This is a genomic window from Zymomonas mobilis subsp. pomaceae ATCC 29192, assembly GCF_000218875.1.
Lineage (GTDB): Bacteria > Pseudomonadota > Alphaproteobacteria > Sphingomonadales > Sphingomonadaceae > Zymomonas > Zymomonas pomaceae.
The window spans coordinates 681,923-700,084 of record NC_015709.1 but is presented as its reverse complement, the minus strand read 5'-3'; the positions used below and the strand labels follow the sequence as shown (position 1 = coordinate 700,084).

16 protein-coding genes are annotated in these 18,162 nt (G+C 46.4%); 15 read left to right on the top strand and 1 reads right to left on the bottom strand.

Translation table 11 applies throughout. The features are described 5' to 3' along the window. The first annotated feature begins 57 nt into the window (after nt 1-57). The 7 genes from flgM to ZYMOP_RS03075 all read left to right on the top strand — a co-directional run bounded on the left by flgM (nt 58) and on the right by ZYMOP_RS03075 (nt 6,650). Nucleotides 58-486, top strand: a complete 429-nt coding sequence (gene flgM, locus ZYMOP_RS03105) for a flagellar biosynthesis anti-sigma factor FlgM (RefSeq protein WP_013933904.1) — start codon at nt 58-60, stop codon at nt 484-486. Next, entirely contained in the window at nt 486-800 is a 315-nt protein-coding gene (locus tag ZYMOP_RS03100) for a hypothetical protein (RefSeq protein WP_013933903.1), read from the top strand. Before flgM ends, ZYMOP_RS03100 begins: the two co-directional genes overlap by 1 nt. Before the next feature lie 430 nt (nt 801-1,230). Then, nucleotides 1,231-3,357: a flagellar biosynthesis protein FlhA gene (flhA, locus tag ZYMOP_RS03095; protein WP_013933902.1), complete on the top strand. Its 2,127-nt coding sequence runs from the start codon at nt 1,231-1,233 to the stop codon at nt 3,355-3,357. Beyond that, on the top strand, nt 3,357-4,175 hold the full coding sequence (locus ZYMOP_RS03090) for a MinD/ParA family protein (protein ID WP_013933901.1): 819 nt from the start codon (nt 3,357-3,359) through the stop codon (nt 4,173-4,175). The genes flhA and ZYMOP_RS03090 overlap by 1 nt, the downstream gene beginning before the upstream one ends. Next, a complete protein-coding gene (locus ZYMOP_RS03085) occupies nt 4,165-4,908 on the top strand; it encodes a FliA/WhiG family RNA polymerase sigma factor (protein ID WP_013933900.1) in 744 nt (247 codons plus the stop codon). Before ZYMOP_RS03090 ends, ZYMOP_RS03085 begins: the two co-directional genes overlap by 11 nt. A gap of 369 nt (nt 4,909-5,277) precedes the next feature. Continuing rightward, nucleotides 5,278-5,964: a glycosyltransferase family 2 protein gene (locus tag ZYMOP_RS03080; protein WP_013933899.1), complete on the top strand. Its 687-nt coding sequence runs from the start codon at nt 5,278-5,280 to the stop codon at nt 5,962-5,964. 59 nt (nt 5,965-6,023) lie between these two features. Continuing rightward, a complete protein-coding gene (locus ZYMOP_RS03075; protein ID WP_013933898.1) occupies nt 6,024-6,650 on the top strand; it encodes a glycosyltransferase family 2 protein in 627 nt (208 codons plus the stop codon). Between the two features lie 89 nt (nt 6,651-6,739). Here the strand turns inward: ZYMOP_RS03075 and ZYMOP_RS03070 are convergent, their stop codons facing one another. Further along, the gene (locus tag ZYMOP_RS03070) at nt 6,740-7,576 is read right to left on the bottom strand and encodes a flagellin N-terminal helical domain-containing protein (RefSeq protein ID WP_013933897.1); all 837 of its coding nucleotides are present in this window, start codon (nt 7,574-7,576) and stop codon (nt 6,740-6,742) included. A gap of 643 nt (nt 7,577-8,219) precedes the next feature. On the opposite strand from ZYMOP_RS03070, the gene ZYMOP_RS03065 reads away from it, so the two are divergent. The 8 genes from ZYMOP_RS03065 (at nt 8,220) to ZYMOP_RS03030 (ending at nt 18,153) form a co-directional block, all read left to right on the top strand. Continuing rightward, a complete protein-coding gene (locus tag ZYMOP_RS03065) occupies nt 8,220-9,557 on the top strand; it encodes a sigma-54 interaction domain-containing protein (protein ID WP_013933896.1) in 1,338 nt (445 codons plus the stop codon). A gap of 74 nt (nt 9,558-9,631) precedes the next feature. Beyond that, a complete protein-coding gene (gene fliE, locus ZYMOP_RS03060; RefSeq protein ID WP_013933895.1) occupies nt 9,632-10,006 on the top strand; it encodes a flagellar hook-basal body complex protein FliE in 375 nt (124 codons plus the stop codon). Between the two features lie 3 nt (nt 10,007-10,009). After that, a complete protein-coding gene (gene fliF / locus ZYMOP_RS03055) occupies nt 10,010-11,863 on the top strand; it encodes a flagellar basal-body MS-ring/collar protein FliF (protein ID WP_013933894.1) in 1,854 nt (617 codons plus the stop codon). Then, nucleotides 11,856-12,887 carry a flagellar motor switch protein FliG gene (gene fliG, locus ZYMOP_RS03050; protein ID WP_013933893.1) on the top strand — a complete coding sequence of 344 codons (1,032 nt, stop codon included), beginning with the start codon at nt 11,856-11,858 and terminating at the stop codon, nt 12,885-12,887. The genes fliF and fliG overlap by 8 nt, the downstream gene beginning before the upstream one ends. Further along, on the top strand, nt 12,880-13,623 hold the full coding sequence (locus ZYMOP_RS03045) for a FliH/SctL family protein (RefSeq protein ID WP_013933892.1): 744 nt from the start codon (nt 12,880-12,882) through the stop codon (nt 13,621-13,623). The genes fliG and ZYMOP_RS03045 overlap by 8 nt, the downstream gene beginning before the upstream one ends. Then, nucleotides 13,620-14,951 carry a FliI/YscN family ATPase gene (locus ZYMOP_RS03040; protein ID WP_013933891.1) on the top strand — a complete coding sequence of 444 codons (1,332 nt, stop codon included), beginning with the start codon at nt 13,620-13,622 and terminating at the stop codon, nt 14,949-14,951. The genes ZYMOP_RS03045 and ZYMOP_RS03040 overlap by 4 nt, the downstream gene beginning before the upstream one ends. Next, nucleotides 14,948-15,373: a flagellar FliJ family protein gene (locus tag ZYMOP_RS03035; RefSeq protein WP_013933890.1), complete on the top strand. Its 426-nt coding sequence runs from the start codon at nt 14,948-14,950 to the stop codon at nt 15,371-15,373. The genes ZYMOP_RS03040 and ZYMOP_RS03035 overlap by 4 nt, the downstream gene beginning before the upstream one ends. Continuing rightward, on the top strand, nt 15,370-18,153 hold the full coding sequence (locus ZYMOP_RS03030; protein ID WP_013933889.1) for a flagellar hook-length control protein FliK: 2,784 nt from the start codon (nt 15,370-15,372) through the stop codon (nt 18,151-18,153). Before ZYMOP_RS03035 ends, ZYMOP_RS03030 begins: the two co-directional genes overlap by 4 nt. The last annotated feature ends 9 nt before the right edge of the window (nt 18,154-18,162 follow it).

Here is an 18,162-nt window from a genome sequence, read left to right as displayed (position 1 = left end):
TATAAAGACAACAGGAGCTTTGTTGTTATCAGTATTTTATAATTTGGGGCGAATAGAATGGTTGACAGTATCGGAAATGCCAGTGGCGCATTGCAAGCGGTCAGTGCTGTTTCCTCGATAGGATCTTCTGGAGATACCACCCCTCTCCAGAATAATACGGCGGCGGCAGCGGCGGATGACACTACATCTTCATCTGTGTCTAAAACGTCTGACACAGGGGTTAGCAGTGTAACCGATACGTCCAAAAAAGACGACGTCAAAAAGGGCGTCGCCTCTTCCAGCCCCGTCAGTTTATCCGAGGCTTTAGCGGCCTCTGGTCCGCCTGTTAATCAGGCAAAGATACAAGCTATCCGCGCTTTGATCTCGGAAGGGCGTTATCCTATCAGTGCGAATATGATTGCTTCTAAAATGTTGCAATATGAGGTGCCCGGCACCTCGACTTCTTCTGATTCCACTGCGGTTTCTTCTGATTCATCTAACGCCTGATGAGTGAGCAATACGTAAAAGAATTACAGAATGCTATTATAGCATTGGTCGAGGCTCTGGACGGGCAGAATATCGATCATATTGAACAAGCCTGTAAGGCTGTCCAAGTCGGCGTTGAAAAACTGCGGGAACAGGATGCTTGGCACACAACGGACTCGCTGCGCGACAGTTTGCAACTTGCGATGAAACAAGCGGAAGCGGGTCGCCAGCGTAGCCTATATAGTGCAGATATGATGCAAAAATTATTAAGCCAAATGGCTATTTACGGTTTGGCGGATGTTCCACTAGCTTATCGACGTACTGGAAAATTCTAAATAATTTAGACTAATTCAAAGGTGACGAATTTCCCGTATCAGGTGTCGGTTTTAACTCTATCTGCTGTCGGACAATAAGCGTTTTTTTATTTTTCTCTAAAATTGATGGGCAGATTTTTTATCTGTTTTCAAAAGATAAAAAATAAATAACAAATTTATTCTGTATTTTAAATTCACCCCAAAATAATTTCACAAGAGTTGACTTCTTGTTTTTCGCAATAAAGTTACTGTCTCTCCTTTTTTGTGAAAAAAATTATCAAAAGCCAATAACATTCAATCCTGAGATTGGGCGAGCCTGAAAACTTTATTAATTATGGCATAAAATTTGCTTAGAATATGTAAGAGCACCATGAAATGTCGTAAATTTGGCGGGAGTAAGGATGGCTAATCAACAAAATTATAGTCGTCTTTCTGTAAAAGGGGAATATTGATGGCAACAGCCGCAGTCAAAAAGACGATTTGGCTTGCCGCTGGTCGAACTGCTATTTTGCCAATCGCTATTTTGGTATTGGTCGGGTTGATGGTCGTCCCAGTGCCAACAACCGTCCTTGATATTGGCTTTATTTCCAACATTACGATTTCTCTCGCTGTGTTAATGGTTTCGCTTAATGCAGCAAAACCCTTGGACTTTTCCTCTTTTCCGACCGTTCTTCTTTTTGCAACCTTACTTCGTTTGTCGCTTAATGTGGCCTCGACCCGTGTTGTGTTGGTCAATGGTCATACAGGGGCTGATGCCGCGGGTATGGTGATTGAATCTTTTGGTCACTTTCTTATCGGCGATCATTACATGGTCGGCGTGTTCATCTTTTCCATTTTGATGATTATCAATTTGGTTGTGGTGACGAAAGGTGCCGGACGCGTGTCAGAAGTGTCAGCGCGTTTTACCTTGGATGCTATGCCCGGTAAGCAAATGGCTATTGATGCTGACCTTAATGCCGGTCTCATTACGCCAGAAGAAGCTAAGACCAGAAGACAAGAAGTTTCCACAGAGGCCGGTTTTTATGGTTCTATGGATGGTGCTTCCAAATTTGTTAAGGGGGATGCGGTCGCTGGTGTCCTTATTCTGGTGATCAACATCGTTGGTGGTTTGATCCTTGGTGTTTTCAGCTATAATCTTTCTTTCAGTGAAGCCGCTTCTAATTATGTGCAACTGGCCATCGGTGATGCCCTTGTTGCTCAAATCCCATCTTTCCTTTTATCTTTTGCGACGGCTTCCATTGTTACGCGGGTCTCTTCCTCTTTTGATTTGACCGGACAAATTGTCAGTCAGTTTAATTCCCCACGCGCTTGGACGCCGGTTGCCGTTATTTTGGGTTTCCTTGGCATTTTGCCCGGTATGCCCCATTTTGTTATTTTACCGGCTGCGGGATTAGCCGGATGGACCGCATGGAAATTGCATAAATCAGCCCAAGCCGAAGCCGCTTTGAAAGAAGCGCCGCCACCGACCCTTGTACCCGATACGCCGCCGCCTGTATCATGGGATGACGTTTCTGATGGTTCGGTTTTGACATTAGAAATCGGATATGCGCTTATCTCTTTAGTGGATGAACGAAAAAAGGCCCCGTTAATGGCACGTATAACGGGTATTCGACGTCAACTTTCCCGCGATTTGGGTTTTGTCATTCCCTTGGTTCGGGTGCGGGATAATTTATCCTTGGGTCCGAATAGTTATCGCGTTAGTGTTGCGGGTGTTGTGATAGGTGAAGATGAAATCTGGCCTGACCAGTTATTGGCTCTGAATAATGGTGATGCTGATGGCACATTGGAGGGTCGCGTAGTAAAAGATCCCAGCTTTGGATTAGATGCGGTATGGATTCCTGAAAATCGCCGCTCGGATGCTATTGTTGCGGGTTATACGGTCGTGGATGCGGCAACGGTTATTGCTACCCATCTTAATCAAGCCATCCTGAGTAATGCCGCTGATTTATTCGGCATGGATGATGCACAAAAATTGTTGGATATGCTGAAAGAGTCTGCACCACAATTAGTAGGCGGATTAACGCCACAGCCGTTATCTTTGGCGCTTATTACATTAATGTGTCGCTCTCTTTTATCCGAAGGTGTTTCTCTTCATGAATTCCGCCGTATTGCAGAAGCTATGGCGGATGCCGCAAGAGAAGAAACCGAACCTAATGCTTTACTGGAAGCTATCAGAATAAGGATTGGTGGCATTATTGTTCAATCTATCGTTCCTGTGAAAATGCCCCTTTCGGTTGTTACCTTTGAGCCTAAGCTTGAATCCCTTCTTTCTCAGGGGGTTCGTTCTGGCCCACAGGCGACGCATCCATTTGAACCGGCCTTGGCTAATCGCATCGTGACGGCATTGGAATCCGCAGCCCATCCTTTGCTTTCTTCAGGACAACGCTTTGCTATTGTGACTTCGCCCGTTATTCGTCGTCCGTTAGCAAGGCTGTTAAAACCCCATTTTTCAGATATTCCGGTCTTATCTTTCCTTGAAATTCCAGATGGAAAGCCGGTAGAAGTTGTTGCTGTCGTGGGGGATGGACAATCGTCTTCTCCTTCGATAGCCAATAACAAGGCGGAGGTAGTGTCGTAATGATGCCCAAACTGTTACGTACACCTCAGGTTATTGCTGTTGCCAGTGGTAAAGGTGGGGTTGGAAAAACGAACGTTATTGCTAATCTGACCGCAGCATTAGCAAAAATGAAAAGACGGACGCTATTGCTCGATTGCGATCTTGGGATGGCGGACGTCGGCATAGTTCTTGGCATGAATGCCGATAAAACGATAGAAGATATTCTGACGGGTCGGCATGAATATGAAGATGTTGTCCAACAAGGCCCGTTTGGTTTGATGCTTGTTCCCGGTGTGAACGGGGCAGGGCGGATCATGGAAATGGATGCGGTCGCCAAACGTCGATTAGTCGATAGCTTGCGGCCTTGGACCAAATCTTTTGACTATATTCTGTTAGATGGCCCCAGTGGGGCTTCTCCCAGTTCACTGGCTTTAACGGCATCAGCCGATCGCGTTATTCTGGTAATTTCTTCAGAACCCACATCTTTTATGGACGGTTATGCTTTAATCAAGCTATTGGCGCTTGAATATAAAGTGAAAGAAGTTTCAGTAGTTACGAATATGGTAGAAGATGAAACCGAAGGTCGTGATCTTTTTCGACGCTTTTCGGACGTATCAGCACGTTTTTTAGGCACAAAGCTTTATCATCTTGGCTCTATTCCCCGCGATCCTCATTTACGGGAAGCGGTATTGCGGAAGCGTTGTTGTTTAGAATTATTTCCGAAATCAAGAGCGGCTGAAGCCTTTGATCGTCTGGCTCATGCACTGGATGACCACTCTTTACCAAAAGGACGGCGAAATAGCTTCTTTTTCGGTTTGGAGACGGTGAGTGCATCTTAATGAATTTGAAGATTCCGAAGCGATTCCCGTTGTTTACAGCCGTAATCCGTCAAAGAAGAATATTGAGGCCTTAATTAAAGGCCATTTGCAATTAGTGCGCAAAATAGCATGGCATGTTCATGGTCGTGTTTCCAATGCCATTGAAATAGAAGATTTGATTCAAATCGGTATGGTTGCCCTGATTGAAGCGGCTAATGCTTTTGAAAATCGGGGATTTGCCTTCGCTACCTATGCTTCAATGCGCATAAGAGGGGCGATGATCGACTATATGCGGCAACATGCGGCAACCGGTCGATCTAGCATTGCGCGACGCAAGACATTGAATAAAACGCGGGAAGAATTGGAAGCGGCCTTGGGGCGTCCGCCCGAAGATTCTGAAATGGCCGAAAAATTAGGTATGACGGCCAGCGAATATCGGGAATGGGCCGACAGTGCGATCAGTATTCGCCAAGAATCCTTGGATGATGTTTATTCCGATCATTCCAGTATTTTTTCCGATGAGACTGCCGATCCCGTAGGTGATTTAGAGCGGCAAGGACTGCAAAAGGCTTTGGCTGAACATATTCAAAACCTGCCTGAACGAGAAGCTATGGTGTTACAGCTGTATTATGTCGAAGAACTGAATCTGAAAGAAATTGGGGAAGTCTTAGACTTGGGGACAGCCCGAATTAGTCAGATTAAAAAGGCGGCGGTCGATCACCTCCGTCAAAAAATGACAGACTGGCAGCATTAAACCGATAAAAACCGATAGCTGATAAGATTAAGATGTCGAAAGGCCGTTATCGGGGCGTGTTATCAAGGCCTATAGTTTTCATCGTTGTTTGTGCTGGGAGGAAAAGCACAACAGTGATTCAAAAGCTATAGGCGACCTCGGATCGGAATAAGAGAAGGCACAGGCCGTATTGGGGAAAGGCTAAATGACGGCATGATACTGCTGTAGGGAACATTTTATGATCGACCATATCCTTTTTCGTGGTCGGGTATGGCCGTGTTGTAGAAGGTATTTCTACCCTTTAGGGTAGGGTGAATGTCAACATTCTAATAACCATCGAGCGCTATAATCAATTTTAAGGCTAATTTCGGCCTTTTAGGGGAGTTTTATATGGAACAGGGTGAAAGCAAACAGCCAAAAGTCGCGATTGCGATTATCGCACCGGGTGACATGATTTTGGTTGAGTTCTCAATCAGTGCCATGGGCTTGATTCAGCAGGCTCGTGATATGAATATTAATATTATTTGTGGTCGTTCTTCCGTTCTGGCAAACGCTAAAAATATAGCGGTCAAAGACAGCCTGCAATGGGATGCCGATTATATCCTGTTTCTGTTCGGGGACATCACCTTTCCCAATGATACCTTACATCGTCTGTTGGCCCATAAAAAAGATATTATCGGTGTCACTTATCCCAAACCGATTGCGCCTTATAATTTGTTAGGGATTACCTCGGATCAGCAAATCCCTGAAGAAGTCGAAAAAGGCTTGCTGAAAATGCATTATATGCCGGGTGGTTGCTTGTTGGTAAAAACGGATGTTTTTAAAAAGCTGGATCCCAATTTACCTCATTTTTATTATGACGTCTTTCAGGATGATGTCATGAGCGATGAGTTTGTCTTCTGCGATCGTGTTCGTGAATTGGGTTATGATATTTGGTGCGATGGTAATTTATCTGCCGAAATGGGCCGTATTGGCCAGCGGGTTTACCATATGCCGGATATTGAAGAACGCCGTTTATTGATGGAACAGGAATTACTAAAAACTGAAAAAGAGAAATTATTACCGCCTTCGGCCTGATTATTCAGGCCATTAGGTCAGTTCTTTTTCTCTTCCCGCTTTGCTGCAAGGATGTCCACATGACAGCAAAACCGACCAAGTCGCCGGTCAAGATCGCTATCTGTTTTCCATCAGGCCCTATGGTGCATGTCGATTTTATGATTTCGACTGCTATTATGATGCAACAAACGCCTGATGTTGAATTTATCCTGATTAACAATAAATCGCCTAATATTTCAGTGTCGCGGAATGCTTGTGTCGCAATGGCACAGGAAGCCAACGCCGATTATCTGTTCTTTATCGACAGTGATATGGATGTGCCATCTGATACCCTCACAAGGTTTTTATCTCATAACAAAGATATAGTCGGGGCCAATTATCGCAAAAGGAGTGAAGATGTTGGGTTCGCAGGCGTTGAGAATACAGAAAAACCCGAAAATTTAGTTGATCATGGATTATTGCCAGCAATGCTAATCGCGACAGGTTGTTTACTGATTAAAATGTCGGTTTTCGATCATCTTCCTCGCCCTTATTTCTTATTCGCTTTACGGGATTTTGAAGGAAAAGAGAAAAAATCCCTTTTTGGTGAAGATTACGTCTTTAGTGTCAGAGCAATAAATGCCGGTTATCAATTATGGTTTGATATGGATGTTACCCAAAAGGTAAAACATATCGGCCAGATACCTTATACAGTTGGTGATAATTAAGTTTTTTGAAGGCTTTTAAAATAAGAAAGCCGCCCGATGAATATCGGGCGGCTTCTTTTGTGTTCTTTTTCAAGCTGTTTAAGTAAAGCTTACTTTAACAAGGAAAGAACATTCTGCTGGGACTGGTTAGCCTGAGCCAGCATGGCGGTTGAAGCCTGGCTGAGGATCTGTGCACGCGCCAGATTGGTCGTTTCTGAGGAATAGTCAGTATCCTGGATACGGCTACGTGCATCAGAAAGGTTGGTAACGTTGGTCGTCAGATTGTTGACAACTGAGCTCAAGCGGCTTTCAGAAGCACCAAGACCTGCACGCGTGGTGTTGATAGCGGTCAGGGCCGAAGTGATGGTTGATAAGGCAGACAATGCAGCAGTAGAGGTGCCAACCGATAGGGTGGTATTGCTCATAACGGTAGCTAATTTCGCAAGGCCGCTAATAGAAATGGTGACCTGATCGGTTGTGGTGCTGTTCGTTGCACCAGTCTGAATTTTGAAGGACTTTCCAGCCGAATCTGTGCTGAAAAGCGTAGCGCCATTAAAGTTGGTGCCTTTAACAACCTGCGTGATCTGAGCCTGAAGCTGTTTCACTTCAGTGTTCATGTCGGTGCGGTCGCTCTGCTGATAGGTGCCGTTGGCGGACTGAACAGCCAACTGGTTAATACGCTGCACCATATTGGTGACTTCACCCAAAGCACCATCAGCCGTCTGAGCCAAAGAAATACCATCGTTGGAATTGCTGATGGCTTGGTTCATACCGTTAATCTGAGCGGTCATTGAACTGGAAATAGCAAGACCGGCAGCGTTATCGGAAGCGCTGTTGATGCTTTTACCGCTGGACAGACGGGTCATCGCCGTGTTCAAGCTGTTGTCGGCCAAACGGGAAGCATTCTGAGCACGGAGGGCGCTGGTATTGGTGTTAATAACGGTCACAAAAAAATTCCTTCTCAAGGTAGTGCGGTTAGAGAGGGGCAGCAGGACTAAAATGTCCGTGACCGCCATAAATTCAGTAACGACCATCCCGATTTTTTTTTAAATTCCTCACCGAAAAAAATTTATTATTTATTTCAAAAATCATCATAAGTTTTTGAAAAATAATGATTTTATTTTTTTAAGATTTAATTTTGTTCCCTTAAATCGGATACAGTATAGCCTTATCAGAAAACTGACGGAATTTTGACGCCTGATAATTCAGGGTGCAATAAAACCCATGGGGATTTCAAAATCCTGTAAAAGAAGCCTCTCTCTTTAAAAACGTCTATCGGGATAGTTAAAAGCCCTGTCCAAGTTTGGTTTAGATAGCGGCGCAAAATATAAAGTATGATTATAAGATATTGATAAATAAAGATAAAATAAAAAATAACCCAAGATTACAGTAGAAATATGCTGAATATCTTCAGAGGGTTTCATTCCCTTTTTTATCATTATTTTTAATTAAACATCGCAGCGGTTTTGTTCTATTTCCCAATATCTTGGAATAGTTGGCATAGTTTTTGCTAGGTATCCGATATACGGTTAAGCATCTGTAAAAGCAGGGCTTAGCGGATGGAAGCATTACAAAAGGGCGGAAATCCTGATGGGGAAAAATAGGGGAAGCAAAGAACAGGCGCAGGCTATATCTGAGGCCGCTATCGGCGTCAGTCCGGTCATCGCCGAACAGATTCCTGCATTAGCGCCTTGGCTGAATGCGTTGGATCTGGAATGTGCCCCGTTGGGTAAAACACCGGCACAGTTTATTATTCGTTTACTATCGCCACAGGAACGCTCTCTCGCTGGCCCACGCGATATTCTCATCCATTTTCGTGAGGGTTTGCCCAAATTAAAATTTCATGCGGAAGGGCGGCCAGCCGAAATAAGCTTTGGCTCTTCTGACAGTGCTTTTGGATTGGCTTTGATTGCCGGTTTAGTGCGTCCCGCCGGACGTCCCGCCGTGGGTGATAAACAAACGGTTGATCTTCTTCATCTGGTTGCCCGTATCGCTGGCAGTAATGCAACGGTTTTAGTGCAGGGCGAAACCGGCACCGGCAAAGAAGGCATTGCGCGTTATATTCATCAAATGTCAGCGCGGTTTGATAAACCGTTTATTCCGGTAAATTGTGCGGCCTTACCTGAAACTATGCTTGAAGCGATGCTTTTTGGCTATGTCAAAGGCAGCTTTACCGGAGCTTCGGCGGATAACAAAGGCCTTTTTCGTGCAGCCGAAGGCGGCACTTTACTATTAGACGAAATCGCAGAATTGCCTTTGGGTTTGCAAGCCAAGTTATTGCGTGTTTTGCAAGAGCGTGAAGTTTTGCCGGTTGGCGCATCCGAACCCCAGCCTATTAATGTTCGTATTATTGCCGCCGCCAACCGTGATCTGGCGGCAGAAGTGTCGGCCAAGAATTTTCGTGCCGACCTTTATTGGCGGCTTAATGTGGTGCCGGTTACGTTGATACCGCTGGCCCAAAGAAAACAAGATATTCGTGTCTTGGCGGCCGCTTTATTATTGCGTCACGCGCCGGAAGATACCGATTTTCCTTGGTTAACCCCAGCAGCCCTTGATCTTTTGATAAAACACAGTTGGCCCGGGAATGTAAGAGAGTTGGAAAACTGTCTTCAACGCGCCATCCTGCTTCATCGTGGAACGCATATTGATGCCGGAGATTTGCTTATTGAAACGCCTGATTTTTCTGTCGCTGTTTTGAAAGATTCAGATAGTAAAATCGTTGAAATATCTTCTTCTTATGAAGAAGGCCGTCATGCTGAAAACAGAGGCTCTTTTCGATTGGCTGATGCCGCGCGGGCAGCGGAAAACAAGCTTATTGAAGAGGCTTTATTAGCGACCAACGGGCATCGCCGACAGGCTGCACAGCGACTGGGCATTAGCGAGCGCACTTTGCGCTACAGATTAGCCGATATGCGGGCGGCTTCATAAAGACCCGTTTTTTATTCTTACATCGTCTTTGATATTTCAAATCAGATTATAGCCGATAAATTCGGGGGAAATTTATGACTACGCTTGATACATCCAGCCTTACAAATATGCATGATGCTATTTTACAGCGCGCGGATTCTCTCAAAAATGCAGCCGGATTATCGACATCGGGCGTGGGTGGCGCGACCAGTAGCGAGGCTGTGACATCGGGACAAAAAACGGGCGGTATCCTTAGTTTTAACGATGCTCTGAAAGAGGCGATGTCTGATGTCAATGATTCCTATATTCAGGCTAATGCAGCGCAAGATGCCTATCAGAAAGGCGAAACCACTGACATTGCCTCGGTCATGTTGAGCCGCCAAAAATCTTCGGTTGCCTTTCAAGCGACGCTTCAAATGCGCAACCGACTGATGGATGCCTATAAAACAATTATGAATATGTCGGTGTAATCTATGGCAGATGTGGTTCCTACCCCCAATGATACTGCTGGTAGTGTAGCTGTACCGGGGCCTTTTGCTAATTTTCTGGCCAATAACAGCCGGTTAAATGCTGTGGTTGATCGGATAAAGGGATTTATCCAGCAACCCGCTATCAAACGCAGTTTGCCTTTGATGGGGCTGATCAGTCTTGTAGCTGTTGGCGCTTTGATATGGTTTTTGCTATCGGCACCGCCCAAACGCGATTTATATCCGGGTCTTGGTGATGCGGATCGGGCCTCTATCGCCAGTGCCCTCGACACGGGGGGAATCCACTATAACATTGATCAAAATAATGGCGTTATTTCCGTTTCCGAAAAGGATTTCTATCGGGCAAAGATGCTCTTGGCCCAGCAAGGCTTGCCCAAATCTGCACCGGACGGCGATCACGTCATCAGTTCGTTACCCCTAGGGGCAAGCCGTGCCGTTGAAGGGGAGCGTTTGCGCGCTGCCCGTGAAGTCGATCTTGCACGCACCATTGAAACTATTGATGTTGTTACTCAGGCGCGTGTTCACATCGCTGAACAACAGCCTAGCCCATTTTTGCGGGAACAGGTGCACGGATCCGCCTCGGTCATGTTGAAATTGACCGGCGGTCGTAGCCTTTCCAATTCTCAGGTGCAGGCTATCCAAAATTTGGTTGCTTCATCTGTTCCGGGACTGAGTGCAGAAGCGGTTTCGGTCGTCGATCAGGCCGGTCATTTATTATCGGCTTCTTCTAATTCTGATAATGACATGAATGACCGTCAGTTGCGGCTGCAACAGACAATCGAAGCCCGTTATATGGATGCTTTGAACAAGCTGTTAGTGCCTTTACTGGGGGAAAATAACTATACCGCAGAAGTTCATACGGATCTGGATTTTACGGAAAGTCAGGCGACAAGGGAAAGCTATCCCAAAGAAGGCTCCTTGCGTTCTGAAAGTGGCAGCTGGAATAAAGAGGGTGGCCCTGATCAGAATGGCGGTATTCCGGGGGCTATGTCCAATTCGCCCCCTATGCCGGCCAATCCGACTCAAAATCCACCGCCCAATCTTCAACCACCGGCGGCCCCTAATCAGCAAAATGCGAACCAGCAAAATGCCCAAAATGGCCAGCAAGGTCAAAATGGACAACAGGGGCAGAATGGACAACAAGGGCAGAATAATGCCCGTGCTCCTGGCACGGCACCGGCTGAAAATACCCAGCAAGCACAAGCGCGCACGTCTGAAAACTTTAACCGTTATTATGAACTGGGTCGTGAAGTCTCTGTCGTTCGGAATCCAACGGGCTCTGTAAAACGTTTAACGGTGGCTTTGGCCTTACGCCAGCATGGCAAACCGCCGTCCCAAGATCAGATCGCCCAATTAGAAAAACTGATTAAAGGCGCTATTGGCTTTGATGCACAGCGGGGCGATGTAGTCGCGATCACGGCTTCTGATTTTCTTGGCGGTAATGCGTTCAGTCTGCCTTGGTACCAGAATTCATGGGTGCCTTTATTGGCGCGGAATTTATCAGCGCTTTTGGTCGCTGCCTTGGTTATCTTTGGTTTTGCCAGACCTTTATTAAAGGCCCGTGCAGAAGCGGCTGCCAGAAAACGTCTGGCGGAAAATCCTTCGGCTATACCGCAATTAGAAGGTAATAATATTGATACGCTTCTTGCTGAAAGTGAGCAGGAACCCGAAAATCACGGACAGCCGATTACTTTGGATATGATTGAATCGGCTCCGGGATATAAAGACCGCGTCGATCTTGTTCGCCATTTTGTCAAACAAGATCCGGCAAGAGCGGCTTTGGTTGTCCATGATATGATGCGTTCAGACTATAAAGCGTTGGAGGGTCACAATGGCTGAAGCCGTTGAGAAAACAGCAGACTTAAGTGGTACGCAATCGGCGGCTATTCTTATGATGTTGATGACGAAAGAAGAGGCTGCCTCTATCTTGAGCCGCCTTGACCCGGATGAAGTGCAGCGTCTGGGTGAAGCCATGTTTACGGTTTCAGATATTTCGCAGGAACAAATAGAATCCGTCTTGGATAATTTTACCTCGCGCGCGCGGGCAAGAACGACGCTTGGCTTTGATGCCGACAGCCAAATCCGCGGGATTATGGAATTAGCCTTGGGGGCGGATCGCGCTGAAAATGTTATGGCGCGTATTACGCCGGTTGCCCATACGACCGTTCTTGATACCCTGAAATGGATGGATGCGCGCACAATTGCGACTTTGATCGAGAATGAGCATCCCCAGATTGCGGCTTTGGTATTGGCCTGTCTTGATCCGGTGGTGGCGGCTGATGTGCTGGAGCAATTGGATGACGGGCTACAGCCCGATATTATTTACCGTATCGCAACGCTTGATACGGTTTCAGTCGAAGCGCTGGAAGAATTAGAGCGGTTATTATTAGGACAGGTTTCAAGGGTAGGGGCGACCAATGGGGGCAGTAATGCCGGTGGTGCCCATCGTGGCGGTGCCGCTGAAGCGGCCCAAATTGTTAACAATATGAGTGACGGTGAACAACGGCTGATGAAAGCCGTTTCTAAAATGGATAAGTCACTGGCACGGGCAATCGAAGATGAAATGTTCGTCTTTGATGACCTTAATGATCTTGATGATCGTAATCTGGGCACGCTGTTGCGGGCTATTGATAATGATATTTTGGTTGTTGCGCTTAAGGGTGCACAAGAAGAACTCAAGACCAGAATGCTGGGTTGTATGTCTAAACGGGCGGCTGAAGCCATTGAAGATGAAATGAGCGAGCGCGGCCCGATGCGCGTTTCTGAGGTGCAGGAAGCACAGAAGCAAGTGCTTAATATCGCTCGGAAATTGGCTGAAGGGGGATCAATCATGTTAGGCGGCAAGGGAGATGATTATGTCTGATGCCATAAAACAGGATATTCAGCCTTATGCAGCGAAGGCCATCACCCAAGAAGAAAATGAGGCGGTCAAAAAAACACCTTATACGGGTATGAAAGCCGAGCAGCCGCCTTTTATTCCTTGGGCTGTCCGTTTTGGTCTTGTGCCTGAACCTGTAATTGAGGAAGAAAAACCCGAACCGGAACCCGAAAAGGGCGCTCAGGAACAGGAAATTTCTGAAGAAAAAGTCGAGGAAGAACCGCAACAGATTGTTCCGCCGCCTATTGATATAGAAGCTTTGAAAAAAGATGCTTACAATAGCGGATTTGAACAGGGGCGTAGCAGTGTTCTGGCTGAAATGCGGGAAGAACGTCAGGCTGTTGGGCAACTAGCCCGTGGTCTTGAAGTTTTGAAGGCTGAACCCCCTCGCGCCTTGGCTTCTGTTTTGGCTGATGTCGTTGATAGATTAGTGCATCAGGTCATAGGGGAAGTTTCTATTGATGCTGTTCGACTGCGCAAGCGTGTCGATGCTGTTGCTGCCATGATTACGGAAGAAGCCAAGCCTTGTTTCATGTTCCTTAATCCGGCAGATATTGAACGCTTGGGGGGTGTTTCCTTACCGGTAGAATTGAAACCCGATCCGTCTCTACCCGAAGGCAGTGTGCGCCTTGAGACTAATAATGGCTGGATAGAAAATGGCACGAAGAGTTTATTAGAAAAGCTTGATGCTGCTCTAGTCGAGGTGGGAGCTGAAGCGTGAGTGAAAGTCTAGCTGCCTATGCTTCCCGTATATTCGGGCATGTCTCTATTGATGAAGGCGAACCGCGCTGGATCGGAAAGCTGGTAGCCTATGATGGACTTATGTTGGAGGCGACGGGCTTTCCTATGCCTATTGGTCATGGTGCGCTTATTTTGGATGCCAATGGCCAATCATCCCGCGCGGAGGTAGTCGGTTTCCGAGGGCAACGTACCCTGTTGATGGCCTTGGATGCCGATGCGCCGCATAACCCCGGCGCAAGGGTTGAGCCTGATCGTCAATTAAGTGTGGTTCACGTCGGCGATGGATTGTTAGGGCGTATCATTGGCGCGTTAGGTGAGCCTTTAGATGGTTTAGGACCTGTTATTGCGGATGAATATTGGCCTCTTGTCGGAAAAATGGGCAATCCGCTTAACCGGGGACGGGTGACCCAAAGTTTTGATATGGGCGTTAGAGCTATTAACGCGCTACTTACGGCGGGTATTGGACAGCGCATTGCCATTATGGCGGGTTCAGGGGTCGGAAAATCGGTTTTAATGGGGCAAATGATTGCAGGCGCTAAGGCCGATGTCATTGTTACCGGCCTTATTGGTGAGCGATCACGCGAAGTCTCCGATTTCGTAGAAACAAAAATCAGTGGTGAGGTGCGTCCTAAAAGTATTGTCGTCGCTGTGCCCGCTGATCATCCACCTGTATTACGATTACGCGCGGCCATGCGTGCTACGGCTATCGCTGAATATTTTCGCGCCAAAGGTAAAAATGTTCTTCTTTTGATAGATAGTCTTACCCGTATTGCCCATGCGCAACGGGAAGTTGGCCTTTCTTTAGGCGAACCTCCGACGATTAAGGGGTATCCCCCTTCCGCCCTCGGCCTTATTCCCCGCTTGGTTGAACGGGCGGGTATTGATATTCATTCCAAAGGGGCCATTACCGCGATTTACACCGTGTTAGCTGACGGTGATGATCCTGATGATCCTATTGTCGATACTGCACGCGCTATTGTTGACGGGCATATTATTCTCTCCCGTTCTTTAGCCGAGCAGGGTGTTTTCCCTGCCATTGATATTGGGCGCTCCCTTTCTCGGGTGATGAGTGATATTATTACAGATAAACACAGGCAGGCCGCTTCTCATTTGAGACGTCTGTGGTCTGTTTATGAAGAAAATCGTGATCTTATTCTAATGGGTGCATATCGTGCGGGCACCGATCCTGCTATTGATGATGCTATCAATCGACATGCTGATATTTTAGCGTTTATTAAACAGGCGCAAAATGAAAGGGTTGATCTGGCTTCTTCTGTTGATGCGTTGATTAGAGGATTTGGGGGATGAAGCAGAAGCTTTTACGACGGGAAAGAATAGCTAGAGTTCGACATATTCAGCATGTGCAGGCGCAAAATGATTTGTTACGCGCTGAGGGCCGTGTGAATAGTTTGGTCGCTTCGGTAGAACGGCTGACAGAAATTCAGGATTCGCTAACCCCTGTAACCGGACGCGTAACAGGCGCTACTATGGCGAATGCTGGAGAACTGATGATACGGTTAAATACAGCGTATAAAGATTTGACGAATATGTTGACGCAAGCCAATCATATCGTTGCCCGTCAGCGGCAAAAAAGAATTGAAACCCGTATCCAACAGGAAACAGCTGAAAAATTGCGGGATACGGTAAAAGAGGAAGCCGAAAAGACCCGTGAACGTCGTTTGATGACGATGACTCAACCGCGATCCTTTAAGCGAGGTGAAGCATTATGACAGATATTACGCCTATCGTAGCCAGCACTTCACCTCTGTCTTCCAATTCGGTATTGGGGGGAAGTAAGAAAGCAGCGAAAGCTGAAAGCCAATTCAGCGATATGCTGAATTTTGTTCAGACGACATCTTCTTCTAAAAATACGGTCCAAATGGCGGCGGCCTATAAGACAGTAGCGCTTTCTATGACCGGAAAAGATACTTCCCAACAGAATAATGATGTCCAAAATACCTCGAAAATAACGGCTGCCGCCTTGCAAAAAACAGCTGATACGATGGCTGGAAAGAATAATACTTCTTCGCTTCAGGGTAAAAATACCCCTCAGCTCAAAAACACGAAAACAACTAATCTTGTTAATAGCACTTCTTCAGACGAGAAGGATGAAGATCAAGAGGATGACGCCTCGTCCTCTTCTAGCTCTGAAGAAAACATCCCTTTAGTTAAGGCTATGCCGAAAGATTCAGCTGACTTATTGGCCTCTGTCGGTGTGCATGTCGAGAATGAAGAAGATAGTGAAACTTCTGGAGCCTCTGCCAGCTGGCTGTCTGCCAAAGAGGATGATGCCGCACAGGGAGCAATAGCACTTGTAAAGGCCGCCAATTATTCTGCTATTGCTGCTCCGGTTATATCGAAAAACAATAATGCGGCATCTTCTCCAGTTGATAGCCTTACAAAGGATGAAAAAATCTTAGACGAAGATTCGGATTCTAAGGAAACCGTATCTGATACTATCAGTGATACCTCGTCAGGTGATATTTCGAGCTTAACAGCAGCATTAGCCGCTTCTCCGGCTATTTTAACAGCGGTACAGACAATTATCGCCAGACAGAATGATACGTCTCAAAATGCAGGTACAGAGGCTAGCGCGTCGATGCAGGCGGTAGCGAGTTCAAGTAATATTGCGACCATTCCTAACGCTCCGATTGCGCCTTCTGGGATCATACAAGGCGCTTCTGTCGATAATGAAGCCTCTAAAACACCTACTGTTCCGTTCGCCGTAAGTATGAACGCAGCAATAGGGAATAGCGCAACACTCAACACATCGTCTTCTATTCAAAATAGTAACCCCCAATTTTTGATAGGGAACGATACCGTTTCCTTGGGGACTAAGAATATCTCGACCTCTGATCCTAAAACAGCGTTGACGCTCAGAAGCGATGTCGATCAAGCCTCTATTTCAACTTTGACCTCTGTGCTGAAGGCGCGTGCGGATTCAGAAGGAAGCAAACAGCCTAATAATGACACGGGTGATGCTTCTTCTTTATCGACCCTTTCTCAACGTTTTTCAGTCAAGAACACTCCATCAGCGGTTTCTACTAGCGCTACGAATACAGAGCCTAAAAGCCTGTTAACGACGCAATCGGTTGGGAATGGTCCATCTTTCCTTCAGAGTGATAGTATAAATCTTACAGTACAGCCGGCTATAGCGCAGACGTTAGCATCCAACTTGACGGCATCCTCGTCCACCAGCCCGAAAGATGTTGCGGCGGCAGGAGGCAATCTGCCTACAGCTCAATCGACTGTATCGTCAGAGCAACTTACTGATAATTCAGCCGTAGCGACCGCTACAAATTCGGTACAGTCGGCCATAGCGCAGACGTCAGCCTCTACCTTGTCGGCATCCTCTACTAACAGCCCAAAAGATGTGGCAGCAGCAGGAGGCAATCCGCCTACAGCTCAATCGACTTTATCATCGGCGCAGCTTCCTGATAATTCAGCCGTAGCGACTGCCTCTAATGTTCCGTCCGAAATAAGTTCTACACAGCCTAGCGAAGTCGTCTCATTGACAGCAGCTGTTGCTAACCAATTACAAGGTAATGGGCAGTTAAAAGCTGCTACGCATGCTACCAGCCGTAAGAGTAATCGTGATACAATAAATGCCCGTGATATTTCTGTATCTCAATCAGATACTCGCCAATCCACTGATAAAACAGCGACCGTTCAGACTGCTGCTTTGTCTAAAACAGAAAATCTGTCATCACAGAATAGTTATATTGGGGAGTTGAATAGCGCAGTTGCTACCCCTGCTTCGGGTCAGGGGGCAGGGAATAGTGAGAACGCTGTCAATATCGCGACTAATGGTACTGATCTACGTAGCGCTTCCGTCTCTACGCATGACAATACAAAAGTAGCTGCTCTATCTGATGATAGCACGCCGAAAACAACGCTTACTGTTGATTCTACTGCACCGAACATCTCAAGTCAGAGTGCAAATCATAGTTTTGCAACCGATGTTGCGACAGCAACTAGCCTTAATATTTCCAATAATACAAATAAAATAGATAATAATACTATGATTAGTGGTGGTGTTTCTGATAATCATGACCAGATGGCGGTCAATAATCAGCTTGATCTTGAACATCAAACGATATGGCTTGATCAATTGACACGTGATATTGCTCAGGCTTCTGGTCAGAATACTAATCTTACCTTTAACTTACATCCGGATCACCTTGGGATGTTGCATGTATCGCTTCAGTCAGGAACGGATGGTCTGGCTGTCCATATGACAGCGAGTAGTGAAGCGGCGCAGTCTATTATCGCTAATGCGCGTCATGATTTAGTAGATGAAGCGCGGGCACAAGGGGTTCAAATCACCCATACACAGGTTGATTTAAGCAGTCAGACAATGTCGCAAGGATCGGGGCAAAGTGGGCAGCAAAATCAGCAAAACACAGATCAACGCTTCAGCCAGTCTGTGCCAACTGTGAATAATACTTTAAACGAAAAACCGGACGATGATTTTGCTGAAGAGCATAAAAATCGTGCGCGTTACGCTTAACAGGGGATG